Annotated in this window: 28 protein-coding genes and 1 pseudogene; 14 read left to right on the forward strand and 15 right to left on the reverse strand. The window is 51.5% G+C overall.

Translation table 11 applies throughout. From position 1 onward, the window contains the following. Positions 1 to 121: 121 nt before the first annotated feature. Together PAG01S_RS13760 and PAG01S_RS13765 are read left to right on the forward strand one after the other, a co-directional pair. Positions 122 to 1,192, forward strand: coding sequence for a LacI family DNA-binding transcriptional regulator (locus PAG01S_RS13760; RefSeq protein ID WP_062759094.1), 1,071 nt, complete (start codon positions 122 to 124; stop codon positions 1,190 to 1,192). A gap of 185 nt (positions 1,193 to 1,377) precedes the next feature. Next, positions 1,378 to 1,704, forward strand: coding sequence for a hypothetical protein (locus tag PAG01S_RS13765; protein WP_010670656.1), 327 nt, complete (start codon positions 1,378 to 1,380; stop codon positions 1,702 to 1,704). Between the two features lie 103 nt (positions 1,705 to 1,807). Here PAG01S_RS13765 and PAG01S_RS13770 read toward each other — a convergent pair whose 3' ends face one another. The 5 genes from PAG01S_RS13770 to PAG01S_RS13790 form a co-directional block, all read right to left on the reverse strand. After that, the gene (locus PAG01S_RS13770; protein WP_062759096.1) at positions 1,808 to 2,581 is read right to left on the reverse strand and encodes a COG4705 family protein; all 774 of its coding nucleotides are present in this window, start codon (positions 2,579 to 2,581) and stop codon (positions 1,808 to 1,810) included. Between the two features lie 405 nt (positions 2,582 to 2,986). Then, positions 2,987 to 3,730, reverse strand: a complete 744-nt coding sequence (locus tag PAG01S_RS13775) for an SDR family oxidoreductase (RefSeq protein WP_033761021.1) — start codon at positions 3,728 to 3,730, stop codon at positions 2,987 to 2,989. A gap of 54 nt (positions 3,731 to 3,784) precedes the next feature. Further along, positions 3,785 to 4,888: an alkene reductase gene (locus PAG01S_RS13780; protein ID WP_060678975.1), complete on the reverse strand. Its 1,104-nt coding sequence runs from the start codon at positions 4,886 to 4,888 to the stop codon at positions 3,785 to 3,787. Positions 4,889 to 4,941: 53 nt separating this feature from the next. Continuing rightward, a complete protein-coding gene (locus tag PAG01S_RS13785) occupies positions 4,942 to 5,523 on the reverse strand; it encodes a TetR/AcrR family transcriptional regulator (protein ID WP_029519282.1) in 582 nt (193 codons plus the stop codon). A gap of 63 nt (positions 5,524 to 5,586) precedes the next feature. Further along, on the reverse strand, positions 5,587 to 6,225 hold the full coding sequence (locus PAG01S_RS13790; RefSeq protein WP_062759098.1) for a TetR/AcrR family transcriptional regulator: 639 nt from the start codon (positions 6,223 to 6,225) through the stop codon (positions 5,587 to 5,589). Positions 6,226 to 6,458: 233 nt separating this feature from the next. On the opposite strand from PAG01S_RS13790, the gene PAG01S_RS13795 reads away from it, so the two are divergent. Both PAG01S_RS13795 and PAG01S_RS13800 read left to right on the forward strand, forming a co-directional pair. Then, entirely contained in the window at positions 6,459 to 6,842 is a 384-nt protein-coding gene (locus PAG01S_RS13795) for a nuclear transport factor 2 family protein (RefSeq protein ID WP_033786812.1), read from the forward strand. Between the two features lie 433 nt (positions 6,843 to 7,275). Continuing rightward, a complete protein-coding gene (locus PAG01S_RS13800; protein WP_033780070.1) occupies positions 7,276 to 8,523 on the forward strand; it encodes a sensor domain-containing diguanylate cyclase in 1,248 nt (415 codons plus the stop codon). A 292-nt stretch (positions 8,524 to 8,815) separates the two neighbouring features. On the opposite strand, the gene PAG01S_RS21775 is transcribed toward PAG01S_RS13800, so the two are convergent. Both PAG01S_RS21775 and PAG01S_RS13805 read right to left on the reverse strand, forming a co-directional pair. Beyond that, the gene (locus PAG01S_RS21775) at positions 8,816 to 9,067 is read right to left on the reverse strand and encodes a hypothetical protein (protein WP_242640426.1); all 252 of its coding nucleotides are present in this window, start codon (positions 9,065 to 9,067) and stop codon (positions 8,816 to 8,818) included. A gap of 198 nt (positions 9,068 to 9,265) precedes the next feature. After that, the gene (locus PAG01S_RS13805) at positions 9,266 to 9,652 is read right to left on the reverse strand and encodes a hypothetical protein (protein WP_050679449.1); all 387 of its coding nucleotides are present in this window, start codon (positions 9,650 to 9,652) and stop codon (positions 9,266 to 9,268) included. 697 nt (positions 9,653 to 10,349) lie between these two features. On the opposite strand from PAG01S_RS13805, the gene PAG01S_RS13810 reads away from it, so the two are divergent. From PAG01S_RS13810 to hemH, 7 genes and pseudogenes are all read left to right on the forward strand, one after another. Beyond that, positions 10,350 to 10,568: a DUF7661 family protein gene (locus PAG01S_RS13810; protein ID WP_033768639.1), complete on the forward strand. Its 219-nt coding sequence runs from the start codon at positions 10,350 to 10,352 to the stop codon at positions 10,566 to 10,568. Positions 10,569 to 10,812: 244 nt separating this feature from the next. Next, positions 10,813 to 11,619 (forward strand): DcrB-related protein, encoded by an 807-nt coding sequence (locus tag PAG01S_RS13815; protein ID WP_062759100.1) that lies wholly within the window; start codon positions 10,813 to 10,815, stop codon positions 11,617 to 11,619. Further along, positions 11,616 to 12,779 (forward strand): PAAR domain-containing protein, encoded by a 1,164-nt coding sequence (locus tag PAG01S_RS13820; RefSeq protein WP_062759102.1) that lies wholly within the window; start codon positions 11,616 to 11,618, stop codon positions 12,777 to 12,779. The genes PAG01S_RS13815 and PAG01S_RS13820 overlap by 4 nt, the downstream gene beginning before the upstream one ends. 1 nt (position 12,780) lies before the next feature. Next, positions 12,781 to 13,008: an Imm74 family immunity protein gene (locus PAG01S_RS13825; RefSeq protein ID WP_062759104.1), complete on the forward strand. Its 228-nt coding sequence runs from the start codon at positions 12,781 to 12,783 to the stop codon at positions 13,006 to 13,008. Positions 13,009 to 13,183: 175 nt separating this feature from the next. Then, positions 13,184 to 13,318, forward strand: a pseudogene (locus PAG01S_RS21780) (molecular chaperone DnaJ); the annotation flags it as partial. A 199-nt stretch (positions 13,319 to 13,517) separates the two neighbouring features. After that, positions 13,518 to 13,808 carry a Bor family protein gene (locus tag PAG01S_RS13830; RefSeq protein ID WP_010259114.1) on the forward strand — a complete coding sequence of 97 codons (291 nt, stop codon included), beginning with the start codon at positions 13,518 to 13,520 and terminating at the stop codon, positions 13,806 to 13,808. A 629-nt stretch (positions 13,809 to 14,437) separates the two neighbouring features. After that, entirely contained in the window at positions 14,438 to 15,409 is a 972-nt protein-coding gene (gene hemH, locus PAG01S_RS13835) for a ferrochelatase (RefSeq protein ID WP_010259113.1), read from the forward strand. Positions 15,410 to 15,664: 255 nt separating this feature from the next. On the opposite strand, the gene PAG01S_RS13840 is transcribed toward hemH, so the two are convergent. Both PAG01S_RS13840 and PAG01S_RS13845 read right to left on the reverse strand, forming a co-directional pair. Continuing rightward, positions 15,665 to 16,189: a VOC family protein gene (locus PAG01S_RS13840; protein ID WP_010670676.1), complete on the reverse strand. Its 525-nt coding sequence runs from the start codon at positions 16,187 to 16,189 to the stop codon at positions 15,665 to 15,667. Positions 16,190 to 16,232: 43 nt separating this feature from the next. Next, on the reverse strand, positions 16,233 to 16,799 hold the full coding sequence (locus PAG01S_RS13845; RefSeq protein ID WP_062759106.1) for an NADPH-dependent FMN reductase: 567 nt from the start codon (positions 16,797 to 16,799) through the stop codon (positions 16,233 to 16,235). 127 nt (positions 16,800 to 16,926) lie between these two features. Here PAG01S_RS13845 and PAG01S_RS13850 point away from each other — a divergent pair, with 127 nt between their 5' ends. Beyond that, positions 16,927 to 17,856, forward strand: coding sequence for a LysR family transcriptional regulator (locus PAG01S_RS13850; RefSeq protein ID WP_062759323.1), 930 nt, complete (start codon positions 16,927 to 16,929; stop codon positions 17,854 to 17,856). Between the two features lie 172 nt (positions 17,857 to 18,028). Then, a complete protein-coding gene (locus PAG01S_RS13855; RefSeq protein WP_022624669.1) occupies positions 18,029 to 19,216 on the forward strand; it encodes an MFS transporter in 1,188 nt (395 codons plus the stop codon). Between the two features lie 116 nt (positions 19,217 to 19,332). On the opposite strand, the gene PAG01S_RS13860 is transcribed toward PAG01S_RS13855, so the two are convergent. The 4 genes from PAG01S_RS13860 to PAG01S_RS13875 all read right to left on the reverse strand — a co-directional run bounded on the left by PAG01S_RS13860 (position 19,333) and on the right by PAG01S_RS13875 (position 23,142). Further along, positions 19,333 to 19,809, reverse strand: a complete 477-nt coding sequence (locus PAG01S_RS13860) for a glutathione peroxidase (RefSeq protein ID WP_010259108.1) — start codon at positions 19,807 to 19,809, stop codon at positions 19,333 to 19,335. 161 nt (positions 19,810 to 19,970) lie between these two features. Next, the gene (locus PAG01S_RS13865; RefSeq protein ID WP_062759108.1) at positions 19,971 to 20,993 is read right to left on the reverse strand and encodes an NADP-dependent oxidoreductase; all 1,023 of its coding nucleotides are present in this window, start codon (positions 20,991 to 20,993) and stop codon (positions 19,971 to 19,973) included. A gap of 202 nt (positions 20,994 to 21,195) precedes the next feature. Continuing rightward, positions 21,196 to 21,978 (reverse strand): SDR family NAD(P)-dependent oxidoreductase, encoded by a 783-nt coding sequence (locus tag PAG01S_RS13870; RefSeq protein WP_062759109.1) that lies wholly within the window; start codon positions 21,976 to 21,978, stop codon positions 21,196 to 21,198. 75 nt (positions 21,979 to 22,053) lie between these two features. Next, positions 22,054 to 23,142 carry an alkene reductase gene (locus tag PAG01S_RS13875; protein ID WP_062759111.1) on the reverse strand — a complete coding sequence of 363 codons (1,089 nt, stop codon included), beginning with the start codon at positions 23,140 to 23,142 and terminating at the stop codon, positions 22,054 to 22,056. Between the two features lie 127 nt (positions 23,143 to 23,269). Here PAG01S_RS13875 and PAG01S_RS13880 point away from each other — a divergent pair, with 127 nt between their 5' ends. Further along, positions 23,270 to 23,818, forward strand: a complete 549-nt coding sequence (locus PAG01S_RS13880) for a TetR/AcrR family transcriptional regulator (RefSeq protein ID WP_033780096.1) — start codon at positions 23,270 to 23,272, stop codon at positions 23,816 to 23,818. Positions 23,819 to 23,998: 180 nt separating this feature from the next. On the opposite strand, the gene PAG01S_RS13885 is transcribed toward PAG01S_RS13880, so the two are convergent. Together PAG01S_RS13885 and PAG01S_RS13890 are read right to left on the reverse strand one after the other, a co-directional pair. Then, the gene (locus tag PAG01S_RS13885) at positions 23,999 to 24,799 is read right to left on the reverse strand and encodes an SDR family oxidoreductase (protein WP_052271235.1); all 801 of its coding nucleotides are present in this window, start codon (positions 24,797 to 24,799) and stop codon (positions 23,999 to 24,001) included. Positions 24,800 to 25,232: 433 nt separating this feature from the next. Beyond that, positions 25,233 to 25,859 carry a LysE family translocator gene (locus PAG01S_RS13890; protein ID WP_022624675.1) on the reverse strand — a complete coding sequence of 209 codons (627 nt, stop codon included), beginning with the start codon at positions 25,857 to 25,859 and terminating at the stop codon, positions 25,233 to 25,235. Positions 25,860 to 25,862 lie beyond the last annotated feature (3 nt).

Here is a 25,862-nt window from a genome sequence, read left to right on the forward strand (position 1 = left end):
ACCAAATCTCGTGATGTGAAGGTATGACTTTTACTTTTTATTTGCGCAATGTGACTGCGGTAACCTGGCTTATTCGGCTGCTGTGATACCATTCCGCCATCGGTAATCAGGGATGCGAATTATGAAATCAAAAAATGCCACCTTAGAGGATGTCGCCCGCCATGCTGGCGTCTCTTATCAGACGGTTTCGCGGGTTTTGAATAAGTCGGCAAACGTCTCAGAATCAACGCGGCGCAAGGTGGAACACTCTATTGAGACCCTGCGCTACGTGCCAAACAGACTGGCGCAACAGCTGGTGGGTAAGCAGAGCACAACGCTGGGTCTGGTGACCACATCGCTGGCGTTGCATGCTCCCTCGCAGGTGGCCGCTGCGGTTAAACGATATGCCAATGCCGCTGACTATCAGGTGCTGATCGCCATGATTGATGAGAACGTCAATCAAAGTCTGCAAAATTGTATCAATGAGCTGAAGTCGCAGCGCGTGGATAAGGTGATTATCAACGTTCCGCTGGAGAGCAGTGATGCGGAGCGGATCGTGCAGGAGAACGACGATATCCTGTGCCTGTTTCTTGATGTTGATCCGTACAGCGCGGTGTTTAACGTTTCGTTTAACCCGGCTGACGGCACCCGTGCCAGTGTCAAATATCTCTATGAGCAGGGGCATCGGGAATTTGCTCTGCTGGCCGGGCCAGAGGAGTCGGTTTCTGCCAATCTGCGGTTAAAGAGCTGGCTGGATACGCTGGAGAGCTATCGTCTGAAGCCGGTCAGCGTCAGCCACGGTAACTGGGATGCGCAAAGTGGTTACAACGGCGTGCTGCAACTGCTGCGTGAAGCGCCGGAGTTCAGCGCGCTGCTGGTGGGAAATGATCAGATGGCGCTGGGTGTGCTGAGCGCGCTGCATCAGCGCGGGGTAGCGGTGCCGGGGCAGATTTCGGTGATTGGCTACGATGACACCTATGAAAGTGCCTTCTTCCATCCGGCGCTGACCACGGTGTCACTCGATCTTGATTTACAGGGCAAAGAGGCGGTCGCGCGTCTGTTGTTAGCCAGTGAGCAGGATGAGCAGCGTTCCTCTTCTATCCTTCCGGCAAAATTGGTGGTACGCAGCTCGACGGGTATCGCCGGTCAGCAGCAGCGGGATCTGAAGCAGATTGCTGAGCAGCTGCGGCTGCTCGCCAGTCGTCTTGAGTAGCAGAACACCGTAAGCAGATAAAAAAAGCATAAGAACGCGCCGCTGCTATGCTCAGATCAGGATAACGATTCTGCACGTCGGAAAAATTATCCGATCACTAAATCGGTCAGTGAACGGGCATTCTGCTTCGCGGTAATGCAGCCGACACGTTCAGCCCGGTTTCTCTACTCTCAGGGAGTGACATTATGTTGTGGCTTGAACAGGGGCTTTACCTCAGGATTGAAGAGTTAGCGCATGGCCCCAGGCCACTGCCGCTTTCCAGCGGTTTTACCCCGCAGACGGCTTATCGCGCACTGGGCTGTTTTAACCCCTCTGAAACATCAGATGCTTACTACATTCTTTCAAATGACCGCGATGAAATATGGTTCATCTGTAACCGTCATCTGAGAACCGTTTTCCTTGATGCCAGCAACACGGCGTTTCGGGTGAAAATGCAGGAGCCTGCAGAGAGTCTGCCGGTACTCGCTGCTGCACCCGATGGTCAAATCGTCTCCTTTGAGCGCTCTGTCTGATGTAGCCTGTTACGCATCAGATAATAAAAAAAAGCCGCCATCGCTGGCGGCCTTGATTACGTTTAAGTCGATGCGTTATCTGTAAATCTGCCAGTAACGTCTTTTAACTCGCCGTGGCGGTCTTCATTGCCGGACGCTGGGGCAGTATTACCAGAAGAGCGATGATGATTAGCGCCAGCGTCAGTGAGGCACCGTAGCGGCTTAGCGCGAGTCCGCCTGAGGCAAGGGGTTTGTCCAGAAAGTCGCCGACCACGGCACCCAGTGGTCGGGTCAGGATAAAGGCCGCCCAGAAGAGCCCCGTACGCGAAAGTGATGTGAAGCGACTGGCCGCCCAGATGATTGCCAGCGCGCCAACAAACAGCAGGATCCCGCCATCGTAGCCCAGCCCTTCAGTGTCTGCCGTCCAGTCACCTAAGGCCGTGCCCAGGGTTTGTGAAAACATAATAGTGACCCAGTAAAAACTCTCTGTGACGCCGTTGCTCACTGAACTGACCGCAACCGTACCGCAGGTGATTTTCCACAGGAAAAGCGAGAGGATAAGCAGGGTGCTCAGCAGCACGGTGCCCCCTAAATATCCTATGCCCAGTGAGCGATCGGCAAAGTCTGCCATCGTCGTGCCAACGGTGGTTGTGGCCACCACGGTGAACCAGTAAATCCATTTGTTGAAACTGTGGCGATTTATCTGCACCACCACCGCGACCAGAAAGATGATGGCGAAAATCAATGTCCCGGTCAGGTAACCGAAATTCATCGACATGGTCACCGCATCGCCGCCGGTTTCACCCAGGGTAGTCGCAGCGATTTTGGTTAACCAGAAAGCCGCGGTAACGGCCGGAACTTTACTGAGAGAGTGAGACGCTGTGTTGTTATTTTGCATAGGGTGATAATCCGGAATAGCCCAACATGGGCTAATACAGAGACGATGTTATAAGATTAATCTTAAGAAAAGGTTAAGCTAAAGAAAAGTATGACAGGAATTTTGATCACAGCTTGTCACTCACTAAGCCGGCATTTACCCTTTGATTTAATGTAATATTTGCTCCCTCGGAGTGTGGTGGTTGGGCTGTTTTACCTGTTAACCTATAAGAATTAATTCTGAGTTAATCTGTTTTCTTCTTAATTTTCAGGCGATGCAAAGAGTGAAACCCCGGCGGCTTAATCGGGCGAAAATTGAAGGAAAGTAGCATCAGGGCGTGCGAGCCATGCCGGGGCAGTATTGCCCTGATAATCAGCATCAGGGCAGGGTGGATGGCGTGGCAACCCCGACGCTGTTATCCGGATATCACCAGTTTTGTCTGGTGGGAGAAACGATCAGGTCGTTGACGGTAACGTTCTGCGGCTGATTAAGTGCATACACCACCGCATTAGCCACATCCTGTGGGCTGATGGCTAATTTATTGAGTTCCTGAGCCACTTTACGGCCCTGAGGATCGCCGACTTTATCGGCCCAGCCGGTATTGATTACGCCAGGGCTGATGGTATTGACGCGTATCCCGTTATTAACCCCTAAGTCTTTGCGCATCGATTCTGTCATGGCATGGACGAAGAATTTTGTTGCACTGTAAACCCCTGCACCCGCATCCACCTGATGACCTGCAACCGATGCCATATTCAGGATCTGTCCCTCATTTTTCTTCAGCATAACGGGTAACACAGAGGCAATGGCGTTCAGATAGCCTTTGATATTGACGTCGACCATTTTGTTCCACTCTTCCCAGGCAACGTCACTCCAGCTTGAGAAAAGCATCAGGCCCGCATTGTTAATCAGTATGTCTATGGAGCCGAAGGTGTCACTGGCGAACTTCACCAGCGCCTGGGTTTCTTCCAGACGCGTAACATCGGTTACCAGGCCGACAGCGCGTCCCCCTTCAGCTTCAATCTGACGTACCAGCGTATCGAGGCCATCCTGGTCCAGTGCTGCCGCCACAATATTCACGCCATGACGCGCAAGTTCCCGCGCGGTAGCCGCACCAATCCCGGAGGATGCACCCGTAATAATGGCTGTTTTCTGTTGCAGGTAATTCATTTTTAATTCTCCTTCTGGTGAAAGGGGCGGGTAGTCACCCGCCATAAACCGTTATCAGCAGCTGGCTTCCGGCCAGTCGGTATAACCCTCTGCACCACCGCCGTAATAGGCTTCTTTCGGCGCGATGGTCAGCGCGGCACCGTAACGCAGACGCTTAACCAGATCCGGGTTGGAGATGAACAGGCGTCCAAAGGCAACCGCATCAATAATTCCGGCGTTGCGGCGGCTGATGGCCATCTCAAGGTCATAGTTGTTATTGCCAATAAACGGACCGTTGAACTGGGCGCTCAGCGCGTCCATGTCCACATCGGCAGGCACATCACGAGAGGTGGCCGTCGCGCCTTCAACGAAGTGCAGATAAGCCAGGTTGAACCGGTTAAGTTGCTGAATGAGGTAGCCGTACATCGCCATAACATTGCTGTCTGGCGGGGTGTTACCGGCATCAGGCGTGACCGGAGAGAGGCGGATACCGACTTTGTCATTGCCCCAGATGTTGATGATGGCTTCTGTCACTTCCAGCGTCAGGCGGGCGCGGTTTTCAATAGAGCCACCGTAGGCGTCAGTACGGTGATTGGTGGAATCACGCAGGAACTGATCGAGCAGGTAACTGTTGGCGGAGTGCACCTCAACGCCGTCAAAACCGGCACGCAGGGCATTTTCAGCTGCACGTTTGTATTGCTCAATGATGCCGGGGATTTCTTCTGTTTCCAGCGCCCGCGGCGTCGATACCGGCACAAAACCGTTTACGGTATAAGTCTGTCCCTCCGCTTTGATGGCAGATGGCGCAACCGGACGCTGGCCCTCAGGCTGCAGTTCCACGCTTGAAAAACGGCCCACGTGCCATAACTGGCAGACGATTTTGCCGCCTTTAGCGTGAACCGCATCAGTGACTTTTTTCCATCCAGCCACCTGCTCTTCGCTCCATATCCCCGGCGTAGCGGCATAGCCGCGTCCCTGCGGAGAGATGTTGGTGGCTTCAGAAATAATCAGGCCAGCCCCGGCACGCTGTGCATAGTAGGTAGCATGGAGTTCATCAGGCACACCCTCTTCACCGTAACGGCTACGCGTGACCGGTGCCATGACAATGCGGTTTGACAGCTGAAGGCTGCCCATCGAAACAGGTGAGAATAAATCGGTACGGGTACTGTTGTCAGTCATATAAACCTCTTAATAGTTGACCGGTCGTCTAGTAAATGGATAAAAAAAATCGGCTACCCAAGTAGCCGTGTTGTTGCGTTCATTGCCTGACTGAACGCTTTGTCAGGATCGTGGATTTTCGCCATCAGGGAAGCCCCCAGCCAGAGCTGATAGAGTTCTTCTGCCAGTTCAGTGGCATCCGTTACGGCGGGCAGGGAGCCATCTTCCTGACCGAGCCGGAGGCAGGCGGCAATTTTGAGCACAATTTCATGGGTGCCCGTTGCCAGCACATGCCGCATGTTATCGTACTGGTCGCAGACTTCCGCCCCCAGCTTGACCACGAGACATTTACTTTCAGGCAGGTCTGCGCCCTGGGTGGTTTTCCAGAAGGTAAAATAGCGCAGCAGTCGCTCTCTCGCCGTTCCTGTTCCGCCTAGCTGATGCTCTACTTCCAGCAAATAGTGGCTGAAGTAGTGCTCCAGCAGCGCCTCTGCAAACGCTTCCTTCGACGGAAAGTAGTAATAGAACGAGCCTTTTGGGATATCCGCCGCTTTTACAATCTCGGAAATCCCGACGGCGCTGTAGCCCTTATGAGTAATGATCGCCCTGGCCACATCAATGATGTGCTGCCGCATATCTGTCACGTTTCTTTTCATAATGTGCACACTCTAGTGAAAAACTGACCGGTCGTCTAGTAACTTTTAACCTTTTTCATGCTTTCAGTTTCTGATTGTGAGCGGGTGAAGCAGTCGGGTGGCGTGCTGGCCGATCAATTTCAGGCTCTGAAGCGTCGCACCGTCTTTCGCCTCTATCGACATGCCTTCCAGCAGCGTATTCAGAACGGTAGCCAGCGCGACGGTGTTGGTATCTGCGGGCAGTTGCTTCTCCTGAACCGCTCTGACCAGCCTTTTTTCAAACAGATCTTTTCCTTCCTGCCTGAGAACGCTAACCGCCCTGACAACATCCGTCGATTCTGCTGAAACATTGATGGCTGCCAGCACCACCATGCAGCCGCAGGGCGCTGAAGGGGAGAGCAGAATATCGGCTGCTTCGCTAAAGAAACCTTCAATCGCTTCACCAATATCCTGCGTCTCATCAAGCCGCAGCCAGGTCGCTTTCCAGTACTTCGTTTCGTAGTAGTTCACGGCCTCCAGAAAAAGTTTTGCCTTGTTGCCAAAGGCGGAATAGAGGCTGGGTGGGTTGATTTCCATGGCGGCGCAAAGTTCGGCAACCGATGCCGGCTCAAAACCTTTGCGCCAGAACAGATCCAGCGCCTTCAGCAACGCTTTATCACGGTCAAAGCTTCGTGGCCGGCCTTTCGGCTTTTCAGTGGCAGCAGGCTGGTCAGGTATTTTCATAGACGGCCTCAATCATTCTCTTGACACATTACATAGTGATCACTATACAATAATACTATTACGTAGTGCTCACTACAGAATTAAATCGACACAGTGGCTCGCCTTTTATCCCGCCTGCTCTCCCCCGGCAGGCTGCTGTCGCGCTGAGTCGGTACGTGTCTGTGTCAGAAAATATCACCCAAAAGCGGGGTGTCTGAAGGGATACCTTATTAATCAGAACGGAGAGAAAACAGATGAATAACACGACCTATGTACAGGACTATAACGCCATCGTGGCAGTGCTGAATCAGTATAACGAGGGAGGAAAGCAGGCGAAAAGTGAGCTCATGAAGCCCGCTTTCAGCGACAGGGCGACCATTTTTGGTCTCGACAGTGACGGCAACCTCAGCGGCGGTCCAATTCAGGGATTGTTTGACACCATCGACACCGCATTCCGTCCTTCACCCGAAGCAAAAGCGGCTATCGTGCGCGTAGATATTGTTGGGACTGCCGCCAGTGCCCGCATCGACACTGACGACATTTCTGGTTTCCGTTTCACTGATTTTTTTAACCTGCTGAAAGTGAACGATCGCTGGACCGTGGTCAGCAAGATCTATCACACACATACGGCAGACTGATCGCAGTCTGGTCAGCTGACCGTTGCAGCCTGCGTTTGCTACGGGCTGCAAAAATGGATTGTGACGACTAAAACAGTAAGGTGATTTTACGCCTGATTATCCGGTTGCTATTAATCAACATAATCATATCCCAGCGCTTATGGCAGAGGTGGCATCATTAAAGATTCTGGCCCGATCGGCCGATAAACACTGGCTCATACTTCTGACACTGAATCCCGGGTTCGCTCACTCTTGTGCGGGCAGGGCGGCACCTCAGCAGCTGCAGACGGATAAGCGCAGCGTCAGCCGCCGTCAATGGCGGGTATTCTCGCAATAGTGAACCTGTCTCCGGATCCTCCTTCAGCTACAGGCGGACATTAACGGTTATAATCAGGTCTGTAGCGACGAGTATTGAGCCTGTTTAATATCGTCAGCTACGTCGGAGTCGGCCGCCATGAACACAATGATCAAACCCTCTTTTACCGCTGTCTGGTCTACAGACGCCCAGGGTATCTGCGTCGCCAGTCAGGAAAGCCCTGCTGGTCTGATGCCTGAACTGAAGGGTGTGACGCTGAGTTCATGGCTGAGACTGGCACAGGCCGATGACGATGCAAAGATCGCGCTGCAACTGACCGCCGCGCTTGATTTCCTGACGCCTTTTCATATTGAAGTGCCGATCAACTGTCTGGATGGCAAGACGCGTCGGGTCATTGTATCTGGCCTGCCGGATCGCCAGCCTGGCACGTCCCGTCTGCAGTATAACGGCTTCATTCTGGATGTGACCGGACAGCGTAAAGCGCTGGAAGATGCGCTGCGCACGGCGGCAGAATATCGTCTGTTAATTGAAAACAGCACCGATCTGATTGCCCATTGCGACGCGGATGGTCGGTACGTTTCAATCTCGCCCTCTTATAGCGAAATGATTGGCTGGACAGCCGAAGAAGTTGTCGGTCAGCTGGTGGTGGATTTCCTGCATCCCGATGACCGCGGCCCCGCTTCTGAAGCTCTGGCCTGCATCTTCAACGGGGGAGTGCTGCCGGACGTCGTTGAGGTGCGCAAGCTCCATCGTGACGGCCACTACATCATTCTGGGCACCAAAGCCTGTGGCGTCATCAATCCCTCTACCGGCAAAAATATCGGTGCAGTTCTGGTGTCGCGCGACATTACGCGAGACAAAGAGAGGATGCGCAATCTGGAGAAGCTGGCAACGCTGGATACGCTGACCGGGCTGCATAATCGTACCTGGATCAACGACCAGGTCGGGCGCATGCTGGCGAAGGTGGATGATGAGGCCTATACGACGGTGATGTTTATCGATCTGAATGGCTTTAAGGCGGTGAACGATTTGATGGGCCACGCGACAGGGGATGCCTTGCTGCAGCAGGTCAGTGAACGGCTGCAACGCTGTATGCGTCCGGGCGACTCACTGGCGCGACTGGGCGGAGATGAATTTGTTGTGGCGGCAAAGTGCAGAAATCGCGATACAGCCGCTGCCATTGCCCTGCGTATTATTGAAAGTCTGCACGCGCCATTCGCCATTGATAATATGGACGTGCGCATTGGCGCGGCTATCGGTATCAGCCTTGCCCGTTTCGGGACGGCATCGGCCAAAATATTATTCGAAAACGCGGATAAAGCGATGTACCAGGCCAAAGCCCGACGTGATGGGTCGTATCAGTTTTTTGAGTCAGAAGAGCCTTAGTCGATGCAAATGATTGCTGGTATGACCTTCCGGATTTAACGGTAATGGATCTTACGTTTAACGCTTTGCCGCCTGTTCCCGCAAGGACACATTTCCTGAACGCCTGATTAACCCGTCTTATATTCTGAAACCGCGTTCCACGGCAGAAAGATTTTCTGTTTCAGGCACAAAAAGAAGTCTGTTGCTGATGACCAACATCTATGTGCGAGACAGGCTACTGAATTCATTCAAACGTCTGTGATGAACTGGCCTGAGTGACTTCGCGCAACTCCGCTTACGGCAATTCATTGCGTCAGTTTATTATTTCTGTTGGTTTTTCACTTTCGGGAGACCAGTAACCCCCACTGCCATGATAGGTTTCAGCTCCCAGCACGAACGAGGTTCCGCAATGATTACATGCAAAATGGTAATCAACGATATCGCCCCAAATCATCTGTTCAGCACATTCAGAAAAGGTGTACTGATTCCAGTTATTGATGGTTGAAACTTCGGAAATGATCTCTTCTTTAACTGCGTTCTGTGCAATACGTATTGCCAGGCGCAACTGACGAGGTTCCCGTATAACGTATTTAACACATAGATCCTGACAGAACTCACAACTCACTCTGTAAAACCTCCCTTTTATCTGAATGTTCAGGTGTAGAGCTATCGCAGGACACTGTTTTGCACTTTATATCCCACCTGAAGGGACAGTCGCTTTCACTTCATAAAGTTTAAATGTGTTCTTTAGTACTCATTGTATTCATTGTGAGGCAGAACGCCGGTCAATGATTTCTTTCACGTAATGCTCTATAACAATGTGATGTTCATGGCTTATCTGAGAAATGAATGTTTGCAGGAAATCGGGTGTGGAGTGAAGGGTGTTCGTGACCAGTTTATCGAAGTCTTTCTGGGTAAAGCGGTCATAGCCTGTTAGCGTCGAACGCTGGAGCAAGGTATGCGCAGTAATTTCGAGCACGGCACGTCTGTAATCATCGGAAAGCAGAATATCCAGATCGTGCCGGCTGATCTCAAAGGCAAATTCATAGCTGATAAAACCAGAATCGACAGGCAATGAGTAGGTCAGTTTACCTTCCTCCTGTGTCACATGAGGTTCGTATCCGTCACCCATGAGGCGAACTGATTGCATATTAATCTCCTGATCTTTCAGACCTGAGTTGTTACTTCAACAGTCTAAACCACCGATATCGATATTATTCCGCTTCTGACGACGAGCGCAAATACTCACAACATCAGATTGGTCGATAGCGGAAGTTCCCGGTTGTTCACCTGTTCGCTAACGGCAAAACTGACAAAGTGGTATGCCTGTTACGGAGAGTCATGTCAACCGTGAGCAGTGAGCTAAAGTTTTCCAGGTGACTTTATGAGCCGGTCGCCTCTCCCCGCTATTTTCGAGACAAAAAATAGCAGAGAGGAAGTCGTCGCTTACACGTTCTGGAAAAAAGCATCAGGCGATGCTTCTGAAAGGGTCTTTAGCGACCAGCCCACACCTCCGGTTTTCTTGTCTGCCACGGATAGGTGCTTTTAAGCTGATCCGCCAGTGCCAGCAATAAATTCTCCTGATTAAATCCTGCACAGAACTGCATGCCAATCGGCAGATTATGGGAAGAAAAGAAGCCCAGAGAAACAGACATCGCGGGGGTTACGCACACGTTCGCCAGCGCAGTAAACGGTGACTGATTGAAAACGTGATGTTAGCGCATCGACTGGCTGCTTTGAGCGAGGAGCGGTCGCTGGCCATTCATATACCTACGATATTCTCGTTAACATGCCCAGACGTATATATCATTAATTCAGAGACTCATTAGCATGCTCGGAGGTTGCATATGTTGGTATATAACGTATTTGGGCGGCATCTTGGCGTTCAACGTGAGAATGATCGGTGGCTGGTATTTCGTGCTGACCTGACGGAAAGAAAGTTTTCTCGGCTCTATGACGTCGCTATTCCAGATGATATGACAGAAGGTGAGATTGCTGGCTGGCTGAGTGATATTTTTCATGAAGCCTCAACCGAGCGTCATCCAAATGTGGAACGAATCGAATAAGGATTTGATGAATAGCTTGACTCTGAGTCCGCTTCTGGCACGAAGCGGACTGACGCGGGTGTGAGGTCTGTTAAGAGCGAACAACAGACATTGCTTAAATCATTCTGTGTGAATCAACAGGGAGCAGATCAGAAGGTGCAAAGAAACCCTTTGAATTAGATCAAATTTAAATCAGAATCACTTAGAGACCATTTTTATAAACGTTGATATTCTGGTCCAGACTCACGGACTGGAGAAGCTTTACATGTCTGAATATACCTTGCAGGACTGCAACATTACGGTGCCTGACGTATTTCGCGATCGCACCATGAACCTCTTTACCCTCAGTCATACGAATGCCAATGAATTCACCTTCGTGATTTCACGTGCAACAGCTGCGGCAGAAGATACGCTTCAGTCAGTATCCCAGAAGCTGTCATCTGAACTGCAGGCTACTCTGCAGGATCTCTCTCTCAATCATGCCCGGCTCACCGAAATAAATGGCAGGCAGGCGCTGGAACTGTTTTACAATTTCAAATCCGGCGAAAGAATCATCTTTCAGAAGCAAAGGATTGTACTGACATCTGAAAACAGTACAGGGAAAAAGCTACTCTGCTTCATTGGCACCTGCCCGGATGCGTTTGACGATTACCATAGCCGTATTTATGACAGCATCACGGACAGCATTACGTTTCCGGACGATGCACAAGGTTCGCCCGCACGGAGCAGCCAGATCCCGGCCGACAGTCAGAAAATCTTCTTCAGTTTTGACCGTGACAGCCGCGAACTGACCGTGTTCCCTTCAATTTCTGACCTGTACTCATCCATTGATCTCATCCGGGCAAGGAACGGCAGCTATCTGTTTTTTGACACTGCCGGCGAACCGCTGATGCTGTCTCCGATACCTGACGGCGAGCATGCAGGCCGCTTTGCGCTGTGGCAGATGACCGGTGCCAGAATACCGGGACTGATATCAAGCCTGCTTCTGGCCAGAAGTGTCCGGGGTATTGACGGCTTGGATACAACTGAAGCCGTTGAGGCTTACCTCAGTCAGCGGATAAATGAAAAATGAGTGGTACAGCTGAAGCCTTTTCCGCTGCACGGGTGGGGGATGGCATAGAACACTCTGCCTCTAAGGGCTGGCTGATGCTCGGTCTGATAGGCGGGGCCATTGCCGGCGCGGCGTTCACGCTAGCCACAGGGGGTGTCGGAGCGGTAGCCCTGGCGGCGACGGTTGCCGGTGCTGCAGGTGGTGGCGGGCTGGGAGAAGTTCTTGGCAGCATGTCATGGGCACCCCACCACGAAACCGGCCACCTGGTCACCGGTTCATCAAATGTGTTCATCAATGGAAGGTCGGCGGTGATGTCGCATATGTCTGTGGGTGACTGTGACGAACACGGTCCGGCCCTGCAGCGCGTGGCAAAAGGGTCTTCACGCGTCTACATCAACGGACTGCCTGCTGCCCGGACGGGGGATCGCCTGACATGCAGCGGTGTGATCAGCGGCGGCTCACCCAACGTCTTTATTGGTGGCAGTAAAGAGCAGACTGACGCAATCAGTCCGGAAATTCCGGACTGGGTTGACAGAGTGCTGCTGGGCGTAGGCCTTGCTGCTACAGCTGTTCTGGCTGGGCCGGCGATAGCCCTGCTTGGTTTTGCAGGAGGACTGGGTGGAGGCTATGGTGGCGCTTATATAGGCGGGAAATTATGGGGAGAAGGCTCTGACGGTCAGAAGTGGCTAGCGCTGGGCGGTGCGTTTGCAGGCGGCCTTGCCGGCGTAAAAGGAGGCGCAGCCTTCAATACGTGGCGAAACACGCCTAAGAGCCTCATCAACCTGAAAGAAATAGAACCTCAACTGGCGACCGATCCGGACAGTGCCTTTTTCTGGTCAGGACGCACTGAAGGTGTCGGCGGACCTGATGTCGCAGAAGGCATTGCCAAGTCCCGGGGCGGTGTCACGCTCGAATCCACAATCAAAGATAAAAACATTAAAATGCCTGAATGGGATTTCGATAACCCCCAGAGCATCAAGGCCTGGGAGGACGTCTCCGCGTCTTATGCTAAACAGGTATCAGGAGAAGTCAGGGCCGTAGTGGGACACGCGCTGCGTGAAGGTAATATATGGGAAAACGTTGAGTTACCGCGCCTGATGGGCAATGATAACGTCACAAAAATCACTACAATCGATCCGGTATCACAGACGGAAAAAGTCATTTTTGTAAGGGATAACTGATATGAAAATTACAGGCACTAGTTCATATGTGATGCTCGATATAGAAGGAAAAAAAATCAAGGCAGAAGGTGAAATGGTCGTGGGTGGTTTCGTGGCTGAAACAAGCACTATGAAACAATTTGAACCCCCCTACGAAAGTGAACCTGTGACTGATGCCGTTCGCCAGCACTATATCGATGAAGCAGTCAAAAAAACCCAAGGATCTCATATGGTCCTGAAATTTGTTTAAATTTGTACCGTGAGGGTGACCTGCTAATCACTTTCACACATCACTCGCGCCACAGCATTCAGACAGGCGTAGAGGGGTATAGCCGTTCTTACCAGCCCCCGTAAACTAACATATCATGATTCAAGCAATGTCCGCTCCTGGCACTAAGCGGACTGACGGCAGCCCTGGGTCCGCTATGAGCGAGAAGCATAAGTCGCTGCTGCGTGAGCCGGAATAGTGCTTTGGTGGTGCGGCGGGCGAGAAGAACAGTCCGCATTCAAAAAGCTTTCTCGATGGCGTCAAAAAGTTCTTCTACGATTTGACTCGTTAAGCGGAAACGCTGCGGTAAACATAAAAAGCTCCTGCTGTGCAGGGGCTTTTTTTATTGCTGTACTATTCAGCAAAACGTATCCGTTAGGCGTACTTAAAAATCTTTCTCAAGTTTCCGCTTTCGTTGTCGATAACCTGATTGCTGGCTGAGTGATGATTTCACTCAGCATTTTTTTTCATTTCAGGCGATAAGGATATTTATGAACAAGCTTTGTGTTGCGGCGTTGTTGGCTCTGAGTTTAACCGGCTGTGCGCAGCAGACTTTCGTAATGAAACAGAATCAAGTTGGTGCGGCGACGAAAACCACCAGCCAGCCGTTCTTTGTTTCAGGTATCGGTCAGCGTAAGAGCATTGATGCGGCGCAGGTGTGCGGCGGCCAGGAAAAAGTTAACCGGGTTGAAGTGCAGCAGACGTTTGTTAATGGCTTACTGAGCGTGGTGACGTTTGGTATCTACACGCCACGTGAAGCGCGCGTTTATTGCGCCATCTGATAATGCCTCAGGCCGGTTCGCCGGCCTAATCCTGCGCCTGTTATTAAATCGCATTAGTATATTGTAACTATTAAATTCTGCTCTCGCACCGCTGCGCGGCTCGCCTGCTGACGACGATATCCGAAACGAGTTCAGGCAACGTCGTCCAGCCTGGTACAAGCAGTGGTAAGCTGTTGATGCGTGTCAGTCCGCTTTGAGCGAGTAACGGACATTGCTAAAAGCGTTCTGTAAGAATTAACAGGGAGCAGGTCAGTCGCCTTCATCACTTATACGCATAAAAAAATCAAGCCTAAGGCATGCATCTGCGCGGGCATCCAGATACGGTTTTCTCACCTCCTCCAGCTAACTCCTCCACACCCCGACTTCAATGATGACGTCGCGTAGCCCCACACCGGTTAAATCTGACGATAGAGAAAGTAATGTTTTCACTGATGATATGTCCTAAAATCATGATCATCGAGTAAAAACGATGGCTGCAATCAGATTCATAGCATCATAAGCCGTGAAACAGTCAATCTGCATTTCAATTATTTCTACAAAATGAGGTCAAATTGAGGCCTTTAAGACAAGCTGCTACGGAGTGACTGGCATGAGTGAGTTAGTGACAATGGCTTTGAGGGTCCCACCTGATGACGAATAAACAGGGTGTTTTGATTGTTAACCTTGGAACACCAAAAGAACCAACGCCTGTTGCAGTAAAGAAATTTTTATCTAAATTTCTGCATGACTACAGAGTGGTCGACTTACCAAGAATCATTTGGTGCCCCATTCTACATGGCGTGATTATCCCATTACGTGCAAGGCGAGTGGCGAAATTATATTCTTCGATTTGGATGGAGGAAGGCTCCCCTCTCATGGTTTACAGCGTCAGGCAAGCCCGTGCGCTTGAAGAAGTGACAGGTATGCCCGTCGAGCTGGGGATGAGTTATGGCGAGCCGAGTATAGGTGGTGCAATTGACAGGCTACTGGAAAAAGGCGTCGATAAAATTATCGTCATTCCTTTGTATCCCCAGTTTTCATCTTCGACCGTTTCTTCTGTTTGGGATAGCGTGAGCCGTCACCTGCAGATAATGAAGAACCGGTATACACCCTCCATAAATTTCATCAATGACTATGCCGATCACCCTGCCTACATTGAAGCGTTAAGAGCATCCGTTCAGGCATCTTTCGAAGCTAACGGCGTTCCAGATGCATTGTTAATTTCATATCATGGTATACCGGTAAGGTTTGTCAAAGAGGGGGACCGATACCAGGAAAGATGTGAGTTAACGACAAAATTACTCATTGAAGCAATCAATATGCCGTCATTGAAAATATTGATGACGTTCCAGTCAAGATTCGGCAGAGAGCCATGGTTAACGCCTTTTACTGATGAGACAATTAAAAATCTACCGAATGAAGGAATAAAAAGCCTGCATGTAATCAGCCCGGGGTTTGCATCAGACTGTTTAGAAACGCTTGAGGAGCTTGATGAGCAGAACAGGGAGATTTTTATGCATGCGGGTGGTACATCGTTTACTTACATACCGGCGCTTAATGATAAACCGATTCATATCGAGATGCTGCGACAACTTGTGAACCTTAATCGGTTTCAGGGATGATTTTCACACTCTTGGGAGCAGATGTTGCAGGTGTCAACATTCATAGTGAAACCAGAAGTGGGCCCTCCCGGACATGTATGTGATACGTGCCGGGGCGGCGTTATAGGGGCCGCCTGGAAAACCAGCCACTCCGTTACAAGCAACTGTCTTGTACGAGGGTATGAGTCGGAGATTATTCGTGGGCAAGTCAGCTATGAGCGAGGAGCGGACGTTTAGTATTTACGGGTACGCCTGCGCTGGCGCACCCGGTTACACTCAGGGCTTCCAGCGGCGCAGAGAGGTATGGTCTTCATACGGCAGCTTTGAAGGTAAAGAAATTAGTTCAATGACGCTACCCCACGGCGTGCGGCCGTAACAGAAAAAGTTATTCTCTCCCACCTCAGTTGGAAACATCAGGGGCTGAGGAGAAGTAAACATTTTCCCGCCAGCCTGCTCGAACAGGCTGATAGCCTCGTTGATGTCATCAACGTAAACAGCAAAATGCTGCAGGCCATAATCGCTGGGTCGCACGGGCTGACTTTGCTCTGGCCCCTTCATTTCAAAAAGTTCCAGTCCCGGGCCGTGCTTCAGCTTCATCATTCTGACCGTGGTAATTTTCGTTCCCGGGAACAGGTTCAGAATATTTTCCGTTTCTTCGCCTTTTACGTCATCGTCTGAAGGCGAGACGGAGTCATAAATAACTTCTGCACCAAAGGCGTCAGAAAAGAAGCGGGTAGCCTCATCAATATCAGAAACGGTAATGCCGACGTGGTCCATACCGCGAATAACGTTGGTAGACATAGTTTTCTCCCTGTGGTTGTTCAGATGTGAGTGATGTTATTAATCAGCCCTTGCGGGCCGCCATTGTCGCGAGCGCACTAAGCTGAGCCGAAATATGGTCACGGGTGTCCGCATCCGTTATGCGGCCGGATTTTGGATCAAGCCGGGATGAGGCCTGTCCAATCATGACCTCTGGCTTGTTAAGCACTCTGCCGTCGAGAAAGACCAGAATCTGACGCAGGTGATACTGCGCCCTTGCACCACCTATGGCACCGGGTGACGCAGTGATTATGGCGACGGGCTTACCGGCGACAGGGGTATCCGGAAGACGTGAAAGCCAGTCCAGCGCATTTTTCAGGGCACCCGGCACAGAATAGTTATATTCAGGTGTGACAATGATCAGGCCGTCTGCTGCCGCTATCGCTTGTCCCATTTCAACAACCGATTCAGGAAACCCCTGAGCCTGCAGGTCAGCGTCGTAATGCGGTATTTCCCCGACAGATCTGAGCGCGCTGACATCCACGCCTGCCGGCGCCAGCAGGCTAAGATTGCGGGCTACGACGGCGTTAAAAGAATCCGCGCGAAGACTGCCCAGCAGTGAGACAAATTTCAAAGGTCTTGTCTGTGACATGACTGCTCCCTGTGTTTTTAATATGGATACGCCGACAGGTGCCGGCACTTTGTTTTCAAACTGACTTAAGCCTGGTATAGAATTACACATCGATAAACACGCTATGAGTCGCCAGAGAGTCAACTTTATGTCTACCGGGTTTACAGCCGAATCCTTGCGAGGGATCACGACTTTTGTCACAACGGCCAGGTCCAGCAGCTTTACTGAAGCTGCGGAGCAATTGGGCATTACAAAATCTGCCGTCGGAAAAAGCGTGGCGCGGCTTGAGGAGAGGCTGGGAACGCGGCTGTTTCACCGCTCAACCCGTAAGCTAAGCCTGACCAGTGACGGAGAGGCCTATCTCACCAGTTGCCTCTCTGCGCTGGAAATTCTGGACTCGGCTGAAAATACGCTCAGCCGGCGGCAGGACAATCCTGCCGGAACGGTGCGTATAGACATGCCAGCATCATTCGGACGCAACCTGATGATGCCGGTGCTGCTTGAAGTGATGAATCTTTATCCAGCCCTGCGTCTGGTGTTGACCTTTAACGACCGTCTGATTGATCCGGTTGAGGAGGGCGTTGACCTGGTACTGCGCCTGGGCGAACTGCAGAGTACCGATGAGCTGATTGCGCGTCGTCTGAGCCGGCAGCGCCTCATGCTTTGCGCATCTCCCGCTTATGTTGAGCGGCATGGTCAGCCCTTTGATGTCGATGCGCTAAAAAAACACTGCTGCATTATGGGGTACCGGCGGGGGGCACCGCTTGCCTGGCGGCTGCGGCCAGCCGGGGAGCGGGAAATAAAGTTTATCTCGGCCTCGGCACACCAGATAAGCGACGGAGACGCCATGCTTCAGGCCTGCCTGGCAGGAGCAGGTATTGCCCAGTTTCCGGAATCGATGGTGAACAGCCATATTGATGAGGGCAGGCTTGTTGCTGTTATGCCCGATCATATGCCCGTACCCGTCGGGCTGAACGTTGTCTGGCCCCGGACAAGGCATCTGATCCCCAAGGTCAGGCTTATTGTCGATGAACTGCTGAGTAAAGCCGAAAAAGGATACTTTGGCACTCTTAAGTAGAATTTTTGTCACCACTCAGGCGATTTCAGGGCTGTTTATCAACTCTAAGCAAGCTTATATCCTGTCTGTCCTGCTGCCATCACCGTGTCATGTGCCGGTTCTCTAAACGAAAGCCGGCACGTGTTATGCGCAGCTCAGACAAAAAAATAGGTTAACTGACAGGATATTTGTTATGCCACTTGCTCTCTGGGCGCTGGCGATTGGTGCATTCGGTATCGGTACGACTGAATTCATCATTGCCGGCCTGCTTCCCGTTATTGCCGCTGATTTCAACGTTACTATTCCCGTGGCCGGAAATCTGGCAACGGCTTATGCGCTGGGTGTTTTTGTCGGCGCGCCGGCCCTGATTATTCTGGGCTCAAAAGTGCCCCGAAAAGCCATGCTGGTTTTCCTGATGCTGCTGTTTGTGGCGGGTAACCTCGTTACGGCCTTTGCGCCCACGCTGGGCATTGCCATTCTGGGCAGGATCATCACGTCGCTGACTCACGGCGCCTTCTTCGGTATTGGTTCGATCATTGCTGCCGATATGGTTGCGCCGTCTAAGCGGGTAAGGGCGATTGCATTCATGTTCATGGGACTGACCGTAGCAAATCTTATTGGTGTTCCCGTCGGTACCTGGATCGGGCAGCATCTTTCCTGGCGAGATGCTTTTATGGTTATTGCCGCAATTGGAGTTGTTACGGTTATCAGCGTCGGTATGCTTATCCCGCATCAGCCCCGTCCGGAGAACCATAATTTCGCACACGAGTTTAATGCCTTCCGCAACGTCAATGTTCTGCTGGCGATGGGCATAACGGTCTTTGGGCCGGGTGCATTTTTTACCTCCATTACCTATATCGCACCCATGATGATCGGGCTGGCTGGATACAGCGAAAGCAGCCTGGCATGGCTGATGCTGCTGTTCGGTCTGGGGCTATTTGTCGGTAATCAGCTGGGCGGCAGATATGCCGATCGCGCGCTGATGCCGATGCTTTACGTCACCCTGGCCGCTCAGGCCGTAGTCCTGCTGGTATTTAACTTTACTGCCCACAGCCAGGTCATGTCAGCGGTCTGTATTTTTCTGATGGCTGCGTTTGGGTTTGCGACCGTGTCCCCCATCCAGAAACTGGTGATGGACAAAGCGCGGGCGGCAGGGGCTCCGACGCTGGCTGCAGCCGTTAACATAGGTCTCTTCAATCTCGGTAATGCCCTGGGTGCATGGCTGGGAGGGGCAGTTATAGCGGCCGGCTTTGGTCTTCAGTCGCCTGACTGGGCAGGCGCGATACTCTCGGTTATAGCGCTGATTCTGGCTGTTATATCCGGACTGACTGACAAAACCGGGCATAGCGCTGCTATGCGTTCAGCTTCTCACAGTGAGTAACGTCCGCTTCTGGCCCTGAACAGACGTCGATGAGTTAAATGCGCTGCCAGGTGGAGCGGAAAGAAACAGTTTACTGGTAATCCCGTCATTGACAGTGAGATGGTAAAACACCTCACTTAAAGAGCAGCAAGAATGGCGGATTCCATTTTCTCCGGGGTGGTAGTCGGGGCAAAGCGTTTGATCGGTTTGCCGTCGCGCCCGATCAGGAACTTAGTGAAGTTCCACTTAATACGACCACCCAGCACGCCGGGTAATTCATCTTTCAGGTAACGGAAAATCGGGTGCGTTGAGGTGCCATTGACCTCAACTTTCCCGAACATCGGAAAACTCACACCATAGTTGATGTGGCATGTCTGCGCGATTTCTTCGGCACCGCCGGGTTCCTGCTTTCCGAACTGGTTGCAGGGAAAACCCAGCACCACCAGGCCCTGCGCGGCGTACTTTTTATAGAGCGATTCAAGACCTGCGTATTGTGGCGTGAATCCACAATGGCTGGCGGTATTAACCACCAGAACCACCTTGTCAGCGTAGTCGGTCATCGGGATAAGCTGGCCATTCAGACTGGTGGCAGTGAGTTGATAAAAGGGAGACATGTCGCAATCCTCAGAGCAAAAACCGTGTGACGTTAACATTACCACAGAGTGCATAACGACAGCGGGGTCTGGGAAGCAGATGCTTAGTTAGCAGGTCAGGCATCCTGGCTTCAGGCGCTAACGCCTGAGTTAATGACTATTTCCCACGTCAGGTCTGGTTGTTATTCCTGATGAATTTCAACCACGACTTTACCCTTTGCATGTCCCTGTTCAAGGTAAGCCAGGGCATCTTTTGTGTCTGCAAATGGGAACACCCTGTCGATTACCGGTTTGATATGTCCTGCTTCAATAAGTTTGCCGATTTGGGTGAGTTGATCGCCATCAGGACGAACAAAGAGAAATGAATAATCCAGACCGCGCTTTTTTGAAAGGCGCATAATTTTGCGACTCATCAGGGCAAAAATTATCCGCAGCAAGATATTCAGCTGCCGGGCTCGCGCGAAATTAACGTCTAATGGACCAACCAGAGAAACAATCTTTCCACCAGGTTTAAGAATCTGCATGGATTTTTCAATGGAATCCCCCCGCAGCGTGCCGAGTACGAGATCGTAGCCACTCAGCACGGTTTCAAATTCCTGCTTTTTATAGTCGACCACTTCTTCTGCGCCCAGCCGACTCACCCACTCTACGTTGGCTGAACTGGTCGTCGTCGCTACCCGGGCGCCAAGATGCTTTGCCAGCTGAATCGCAATAGTGCCAATCCCTCCCGAACCTGCCGGAATAAACACTTTTTGGCCTGGTCGCAGATGTGCTCTCTCTGTAAACGCCTGCCAGGCGGTGAGGCTAACCATCGGCAACGAAGCAGCCTCAATGAAATCCATATTTTCAGGCTTAATAGCCGCGAGACGTTCAGGAACGCATGCAAAATCGGCGAGTGAACCTGTTCCCGTGTCGAAAATGCTGGCGAAGACTTCATCGCCCGGCTTGAAACGTGTCACGCGACTTCCTGTTGCAATCACCACGCCTGACAAATCACTGCCCAGTGTCGCCGGAAGTTTAAAATGCAGAATCGGTTTGAAAATTCCGCCGGGGATAATGTTATCAATGGGATTCAGACCAACGGCATAGACTTTTACCAGGATTTCATCGGCAGCGGGGGAAGGGTAATCTACATTTTCAAATCCCAGCTCAGGTGACTTCCCGTAGCGTTTAAACGTAAAGGCTCGCATCGTCCTGGATTTCATTTGGTGTTTATCCTCTGATATTTAGCACTGACGTACTTTCAGGTGCCTCTGTTGCTGAGCTAAAAAGCGGCTCCGGGGAGCAACGTAATAAATAATGGAATAAGGTTTTGCCGGTTAATATGCTCATGCCGCCATTAAGAGATTCATGGTCGATTTACCGCTCAGCAGAACCCTGTAAAAGGTTCTGCTGAGCAGGGCTTGGCTAAAGGGTTTTGTATCGCTCTGCGGCCTCTTCCTGTCTGATGTCCGAGATCAGACCCTGACGGGAGGCATCAAGAACATCCCAGCGATCAGCTTTATGTAATGGCGGAATCGTCACGTGTTCGCGGCGGTCAAAACCCGCCAGAGCGGCGTCAACCAGTTCGCCCACTTCCATCATTTTTGAGGCGTTACTGATGTCGATACCGGCACGATCCCAGATTTCGGTGTACGTACCTGCAGGGAGCACCGCCTGGATATAAATGCCTTTTGAAGAGAGCTCAACGTTCATTCCCTGAGAGAGGAAAAGAACAAAGGCTTTTGTTGCGCCGTAAACCGTCATTGCAAATTCCGGGGCGAGTCCGACTACGGAACTGATATTGACGATCGAACCTTCTCCGGCTTCTGCGAACCGGCGTGCTGCAGCAGTGGCCAGTCTCGTCAGGGCAGTGACGTTAAGCGCGATAAGGCGTTCGATGGAATCAGGCTTCTGCTCGGTAAACGTGCCGGATTGAGCGATACCTGCGTTATTGATAAGAGTGCCTATCCGCGTGTCTTCCCGGAGGCGTGCTTCAACAGCAGCTAAATCACTCGCCAGCGTGAGATCGGCAGGCAGCACATCGACGGAAATATGATTTTCCTGTCGCAGCCGTTTAGCAAGCGCTTCTAATTTTAATTTGTCGCGAGCAACCAGAACCAGGTCATGTCCACGACGTGCAAAGCGCTCAGCGTAAACAGCACCAATACCCGTTGATGCGCCTGTAATGAGGACTGAAGTACGAGTCATAGTTTTATCTTCTTCATTTGTTTGATAAAAATCGCCGTTAGCGATATAGGGTTAACCGTGATACCTGAAGAGTGATTAACTGTTACCGCTAAGCGATGGATAGTCGGTGTAGCCCTCCGCACTACCGCCATACAGTGTTTCAGGATTAAGCGGGGCCAGAGGTGCTCCCGACTTAAGTCTTTCGACAAAATCGGGGTTAGAAATGAAGGGGCGACCGAATGCGAACAAATCGGCTTTGTCCTGTGCAAGATGGTCAGACGCCAGCGCCAGGTCATAGCCATTGTTACCGATGTAAGTGTTTTTAAAGCGGCGACGCAGCGAAGTGTAATCGAACGGTGAGACATCACGGGGACCTCCCGTCGCGCCTTCAACAACATGCAGATAAACGATACCTGAAGCATCAAGTTGCTCTGCCAGGTAGTCATATTGTGGCTGCGGATCGCTGCATGAAATCGCATTAGCAGGTGAGACCGGTGAGATGCGAACGCCCGTCCGCGCTGCGCCGATCTCATCTTTCACGGCCTCCACGACCTCTAATAGCAGGCGTGCACGATTCTCTACTGAACCGCCATATTCATCGGTGCGCTGATTGGCACCATCTTTCAGGAACTGCTCAAGCAGATAGCCATTCGCACCGTGTATCTCTACGCCATCAAAGCCTGCGGTAATGGCATTGGCTGATGCCTTTCTGAAATCGGCAACAATGCCTTTTATTTCCTTCAGCTCAAGCGCTCTGGGTTCTGAAACATCAACAAAATGGTTGTTCACGAAGGTTTTGGTTTCAGCACGGATAGCTGACGGCGCGCCTGGTGCGGCTCCTTCTGGCTGTAAATCGACATGTGAAATTCGACCTGTGTGCCACAACTGCACAAATATACGTCCGCCTTTGTCATGTACCGCATCTGTGACTTTACGCCAGCCCTCAATCTGGGCCTGCGTGTAGATCCCCGGCGTATCCTGATAGCCCTGCGCCTCTGCTGAAATCTGCGTAGCTTCGGTAATCAGTAACCCTGCTGTGGCACGCTGAGCGTAGTAAGTCGCTGCCAGTTCACCTGGCACAAGGCCTGCGCCTGCCCGGTTACGTGTCAGCGGAGCCATCACGATGCGATTCGCAAGCGTGACAGATCCCAGTTCATAGGGCTGAAATAAGGATTGATTCGTCATGGTTATTCCTTTGCGGATTAGCGGGTCAGTAAACTGATTTAATGATGATGATCGTAATCATTAAAGTCAACTGGTTTGATTATGATCATCATCAATGTATACTTAAGCTCAGTTTCAGGAGGAAAAGATGAAAGTGTCAAAAGAGCAGGTTCGCGAAAACAGGAACCGAATCGTTGAAACGGCGTCAGAACTTTTTCGTGAGCGGGGTTACGATGGGGTAGGCGTCGCTGAACTGATGTCAGCCGCAGGGTTAACGCATGGCGGGTTCTATAAGCACTTTGGGTCGAAAGCCGATTTGTTAGCCGAAGCGATGAACTGCGGCTTCGCGCAATCGGCGGAAAAAACTCAGGGTGTGAGTCGGGAAAAGTTCGTTGAATATTACCTTTCCCGCCAGCATCGCGATGATATGGCAAAGGGGTGTGTCATGTCGGCCCTGGGCACCGATGCAGCGCGCCAGTCTGAATCCATCCGCGAGACCTTTGCGGCCGGAATTGAACGACAGCTTGCCGTTTTAGAAACGGAACAGGTCACGCGTGCGGATCTCATCAATACGCTCGCGCAGCTTGTGGGTGCCCTGATGCTTTCGCGTGCCTGCCCGGATAATTCCGGGCTTGCTGATGAAATTCTGGAGGTCTGCCGTACGCGTCTGCTCAGCCCGAATGACTGTAAAGATTGAATCGATGCTCTTGCCGTTCAACATTACTGAAGCCGTTGCGGCATGGACTGAACGCAACAGCCCGCTGGCGTTTTATTATGAACGGCGGGAATGTGTAATCCGGACTTCCCGTTCCGGATACTATTCCCATCAACGGGCTATCGATCAGTCGGCCATCCACCTGGGACAGTGACGCATCACTCAGCCGTTGTCGCGGAATCCGGGATAAAGGCTCATTCCACCATCGATAAAAAGCGTGGTGCCATGAACGTAATCAGAGAGATCACTGGCAAGCCAGACGACGGCATTCGCCACATCTTCAGCCGCACCGATACGCCCGTAAGGGATGAGCTTTAACAGCGCTTTGCCCGCTTCACCCTGGGTGCTTTCCTCGTTGATAGCGGTAGCGATAGCGCCGGGTGCCACTGCATTGACACGAATACGTTCTTCACCCACTTCCTGAGCCAGACTTTTCATCAGCATGTCAACGCCGCCTTTTGATGCGGCATAGTTGACGTGTCCGGCCCAGGGAATGAGCTGGTGAACCGAGCTCATATGAATAATCTTACCGACAGCTTTGCTGATGTCCTGGCGATGCTCCTGACGCTTGAACTGCCGCAGCGCAGCACGCGCGCAGAGGAACTGGCCAGTCAGGTTCACGTCCAGAACGGTATTCCAGTCCTCTAGCGTCATCTCAATGGACGGGGCATCTTTCTGCAGTCCTGAGTTCGCCACCAGGATATCCAGCCTGCCAAATTCCCTGATCGTCTGGTCAAAAAGATTCTCTACATCCGCCTCTTTAGAAACGTCTCCTTTTACAGCAATTGCACGGCCTCCATCGGCGCGGATTTTCTCAGCCAGCTCCTCGGCCGGTTCCGCCTGGCTATGGTAGTTAATCACTACACAGGCACCTTCTTTAGCGAGTGCTTCTGCGCAGGCATAGCCGAGACCCGAGCTGGCACCGGTAACCAGCGCAACCTGATTTTTGAGAGAAAAGATCATGAGGCATCCTTATTTCTGTAAATGATGAGCGTCTTAAATCCGGCCGGCATCATCAGGGGAGTGAATATCGATGTATCGCTGACACTACGATGTCCAGCCACCCCCAAACTGATTAATCGGCTAGCCGGATCGGGCGCATGGGCCTGAGTCACTGAATTATAGATGTGAAGTACAGGGTTAGCCGCTAATGCGGTCCTGGTGGATAGTCAGGAAACGTTGAAGCAGGAACATAAGCAGTAAAAAATGGGATATCTGAAAGGCAAAAAAGCAGCTATCAGAAGATAGCTGCTTTTGGCGCTCAGGCTTTTCTGGCTGGAATCACTTTTACTATTTATTGCTTATTGCCTGATAAACAGGCCAGAACTTGATCATTTTCTATCAAGACCACGAGACCGGCCCCCTTTTCCTGAGGCAGAGGAGGTGGTAATGAACGCTAAAGAGTCTTTACCACCATTCCAGCCGCGGCCAGCATCATGATGGTACCGGCTGAACGGAAAAGGAGTCGTTGCGCTTTAGCGCTGGTCAGGAGGTGGCGTATCCTGAGGGCTGCAAAAATAAAAACGGCTCCCACACTCAAAAGGACTAACACGGTAAGCGGAACAAGCAGTCCTCCCCACATCTGAAAAGATACATTATCGAGAGAGATAACCAGAGGCAGTATAGCCAGATAGAAAGCGATGGTTTTAGGGTTTCCCAGCGTTATGGTCAGTCCTGAAAACCAGGCTGATGCCAGTTCTCGTTTTGTCGCTTTTTGATCGATATTTATTGCCTGAGGCTGGTGGCACCAGAACTGCCATGCCAGCAGGCATAAAAAGAGTGAGGCAGCCCAGTTAATCAGCGTAAAGAGAGAGGTATAGGTATGAGCGATCACCGCCAGACCAAATACCGCCACAGATAAATAAATCAAATCTCCGAGAATGAGACCGGCCAGCATCGTAAAGCCTGTTATTGCGCCCCCACTCACGCTGCGAGCGACTAATGCAGTCATCCCCGGACCCGGAATTGCAGCAGCCAAACCGAGCGCAGCAATATAAGATAGTATTTCAGTAGTTCCTGACATAGT

This window comes from Pantoea agglomerans NBRC 102470 (genome assembly GCF_001598475.1).
GTDB lineage: Bacteria > Pseudomonadota > Gammaproteobacteria > Enterobacterales > Enterobacteriaceae > Pantoea > Pantoea agglomerans.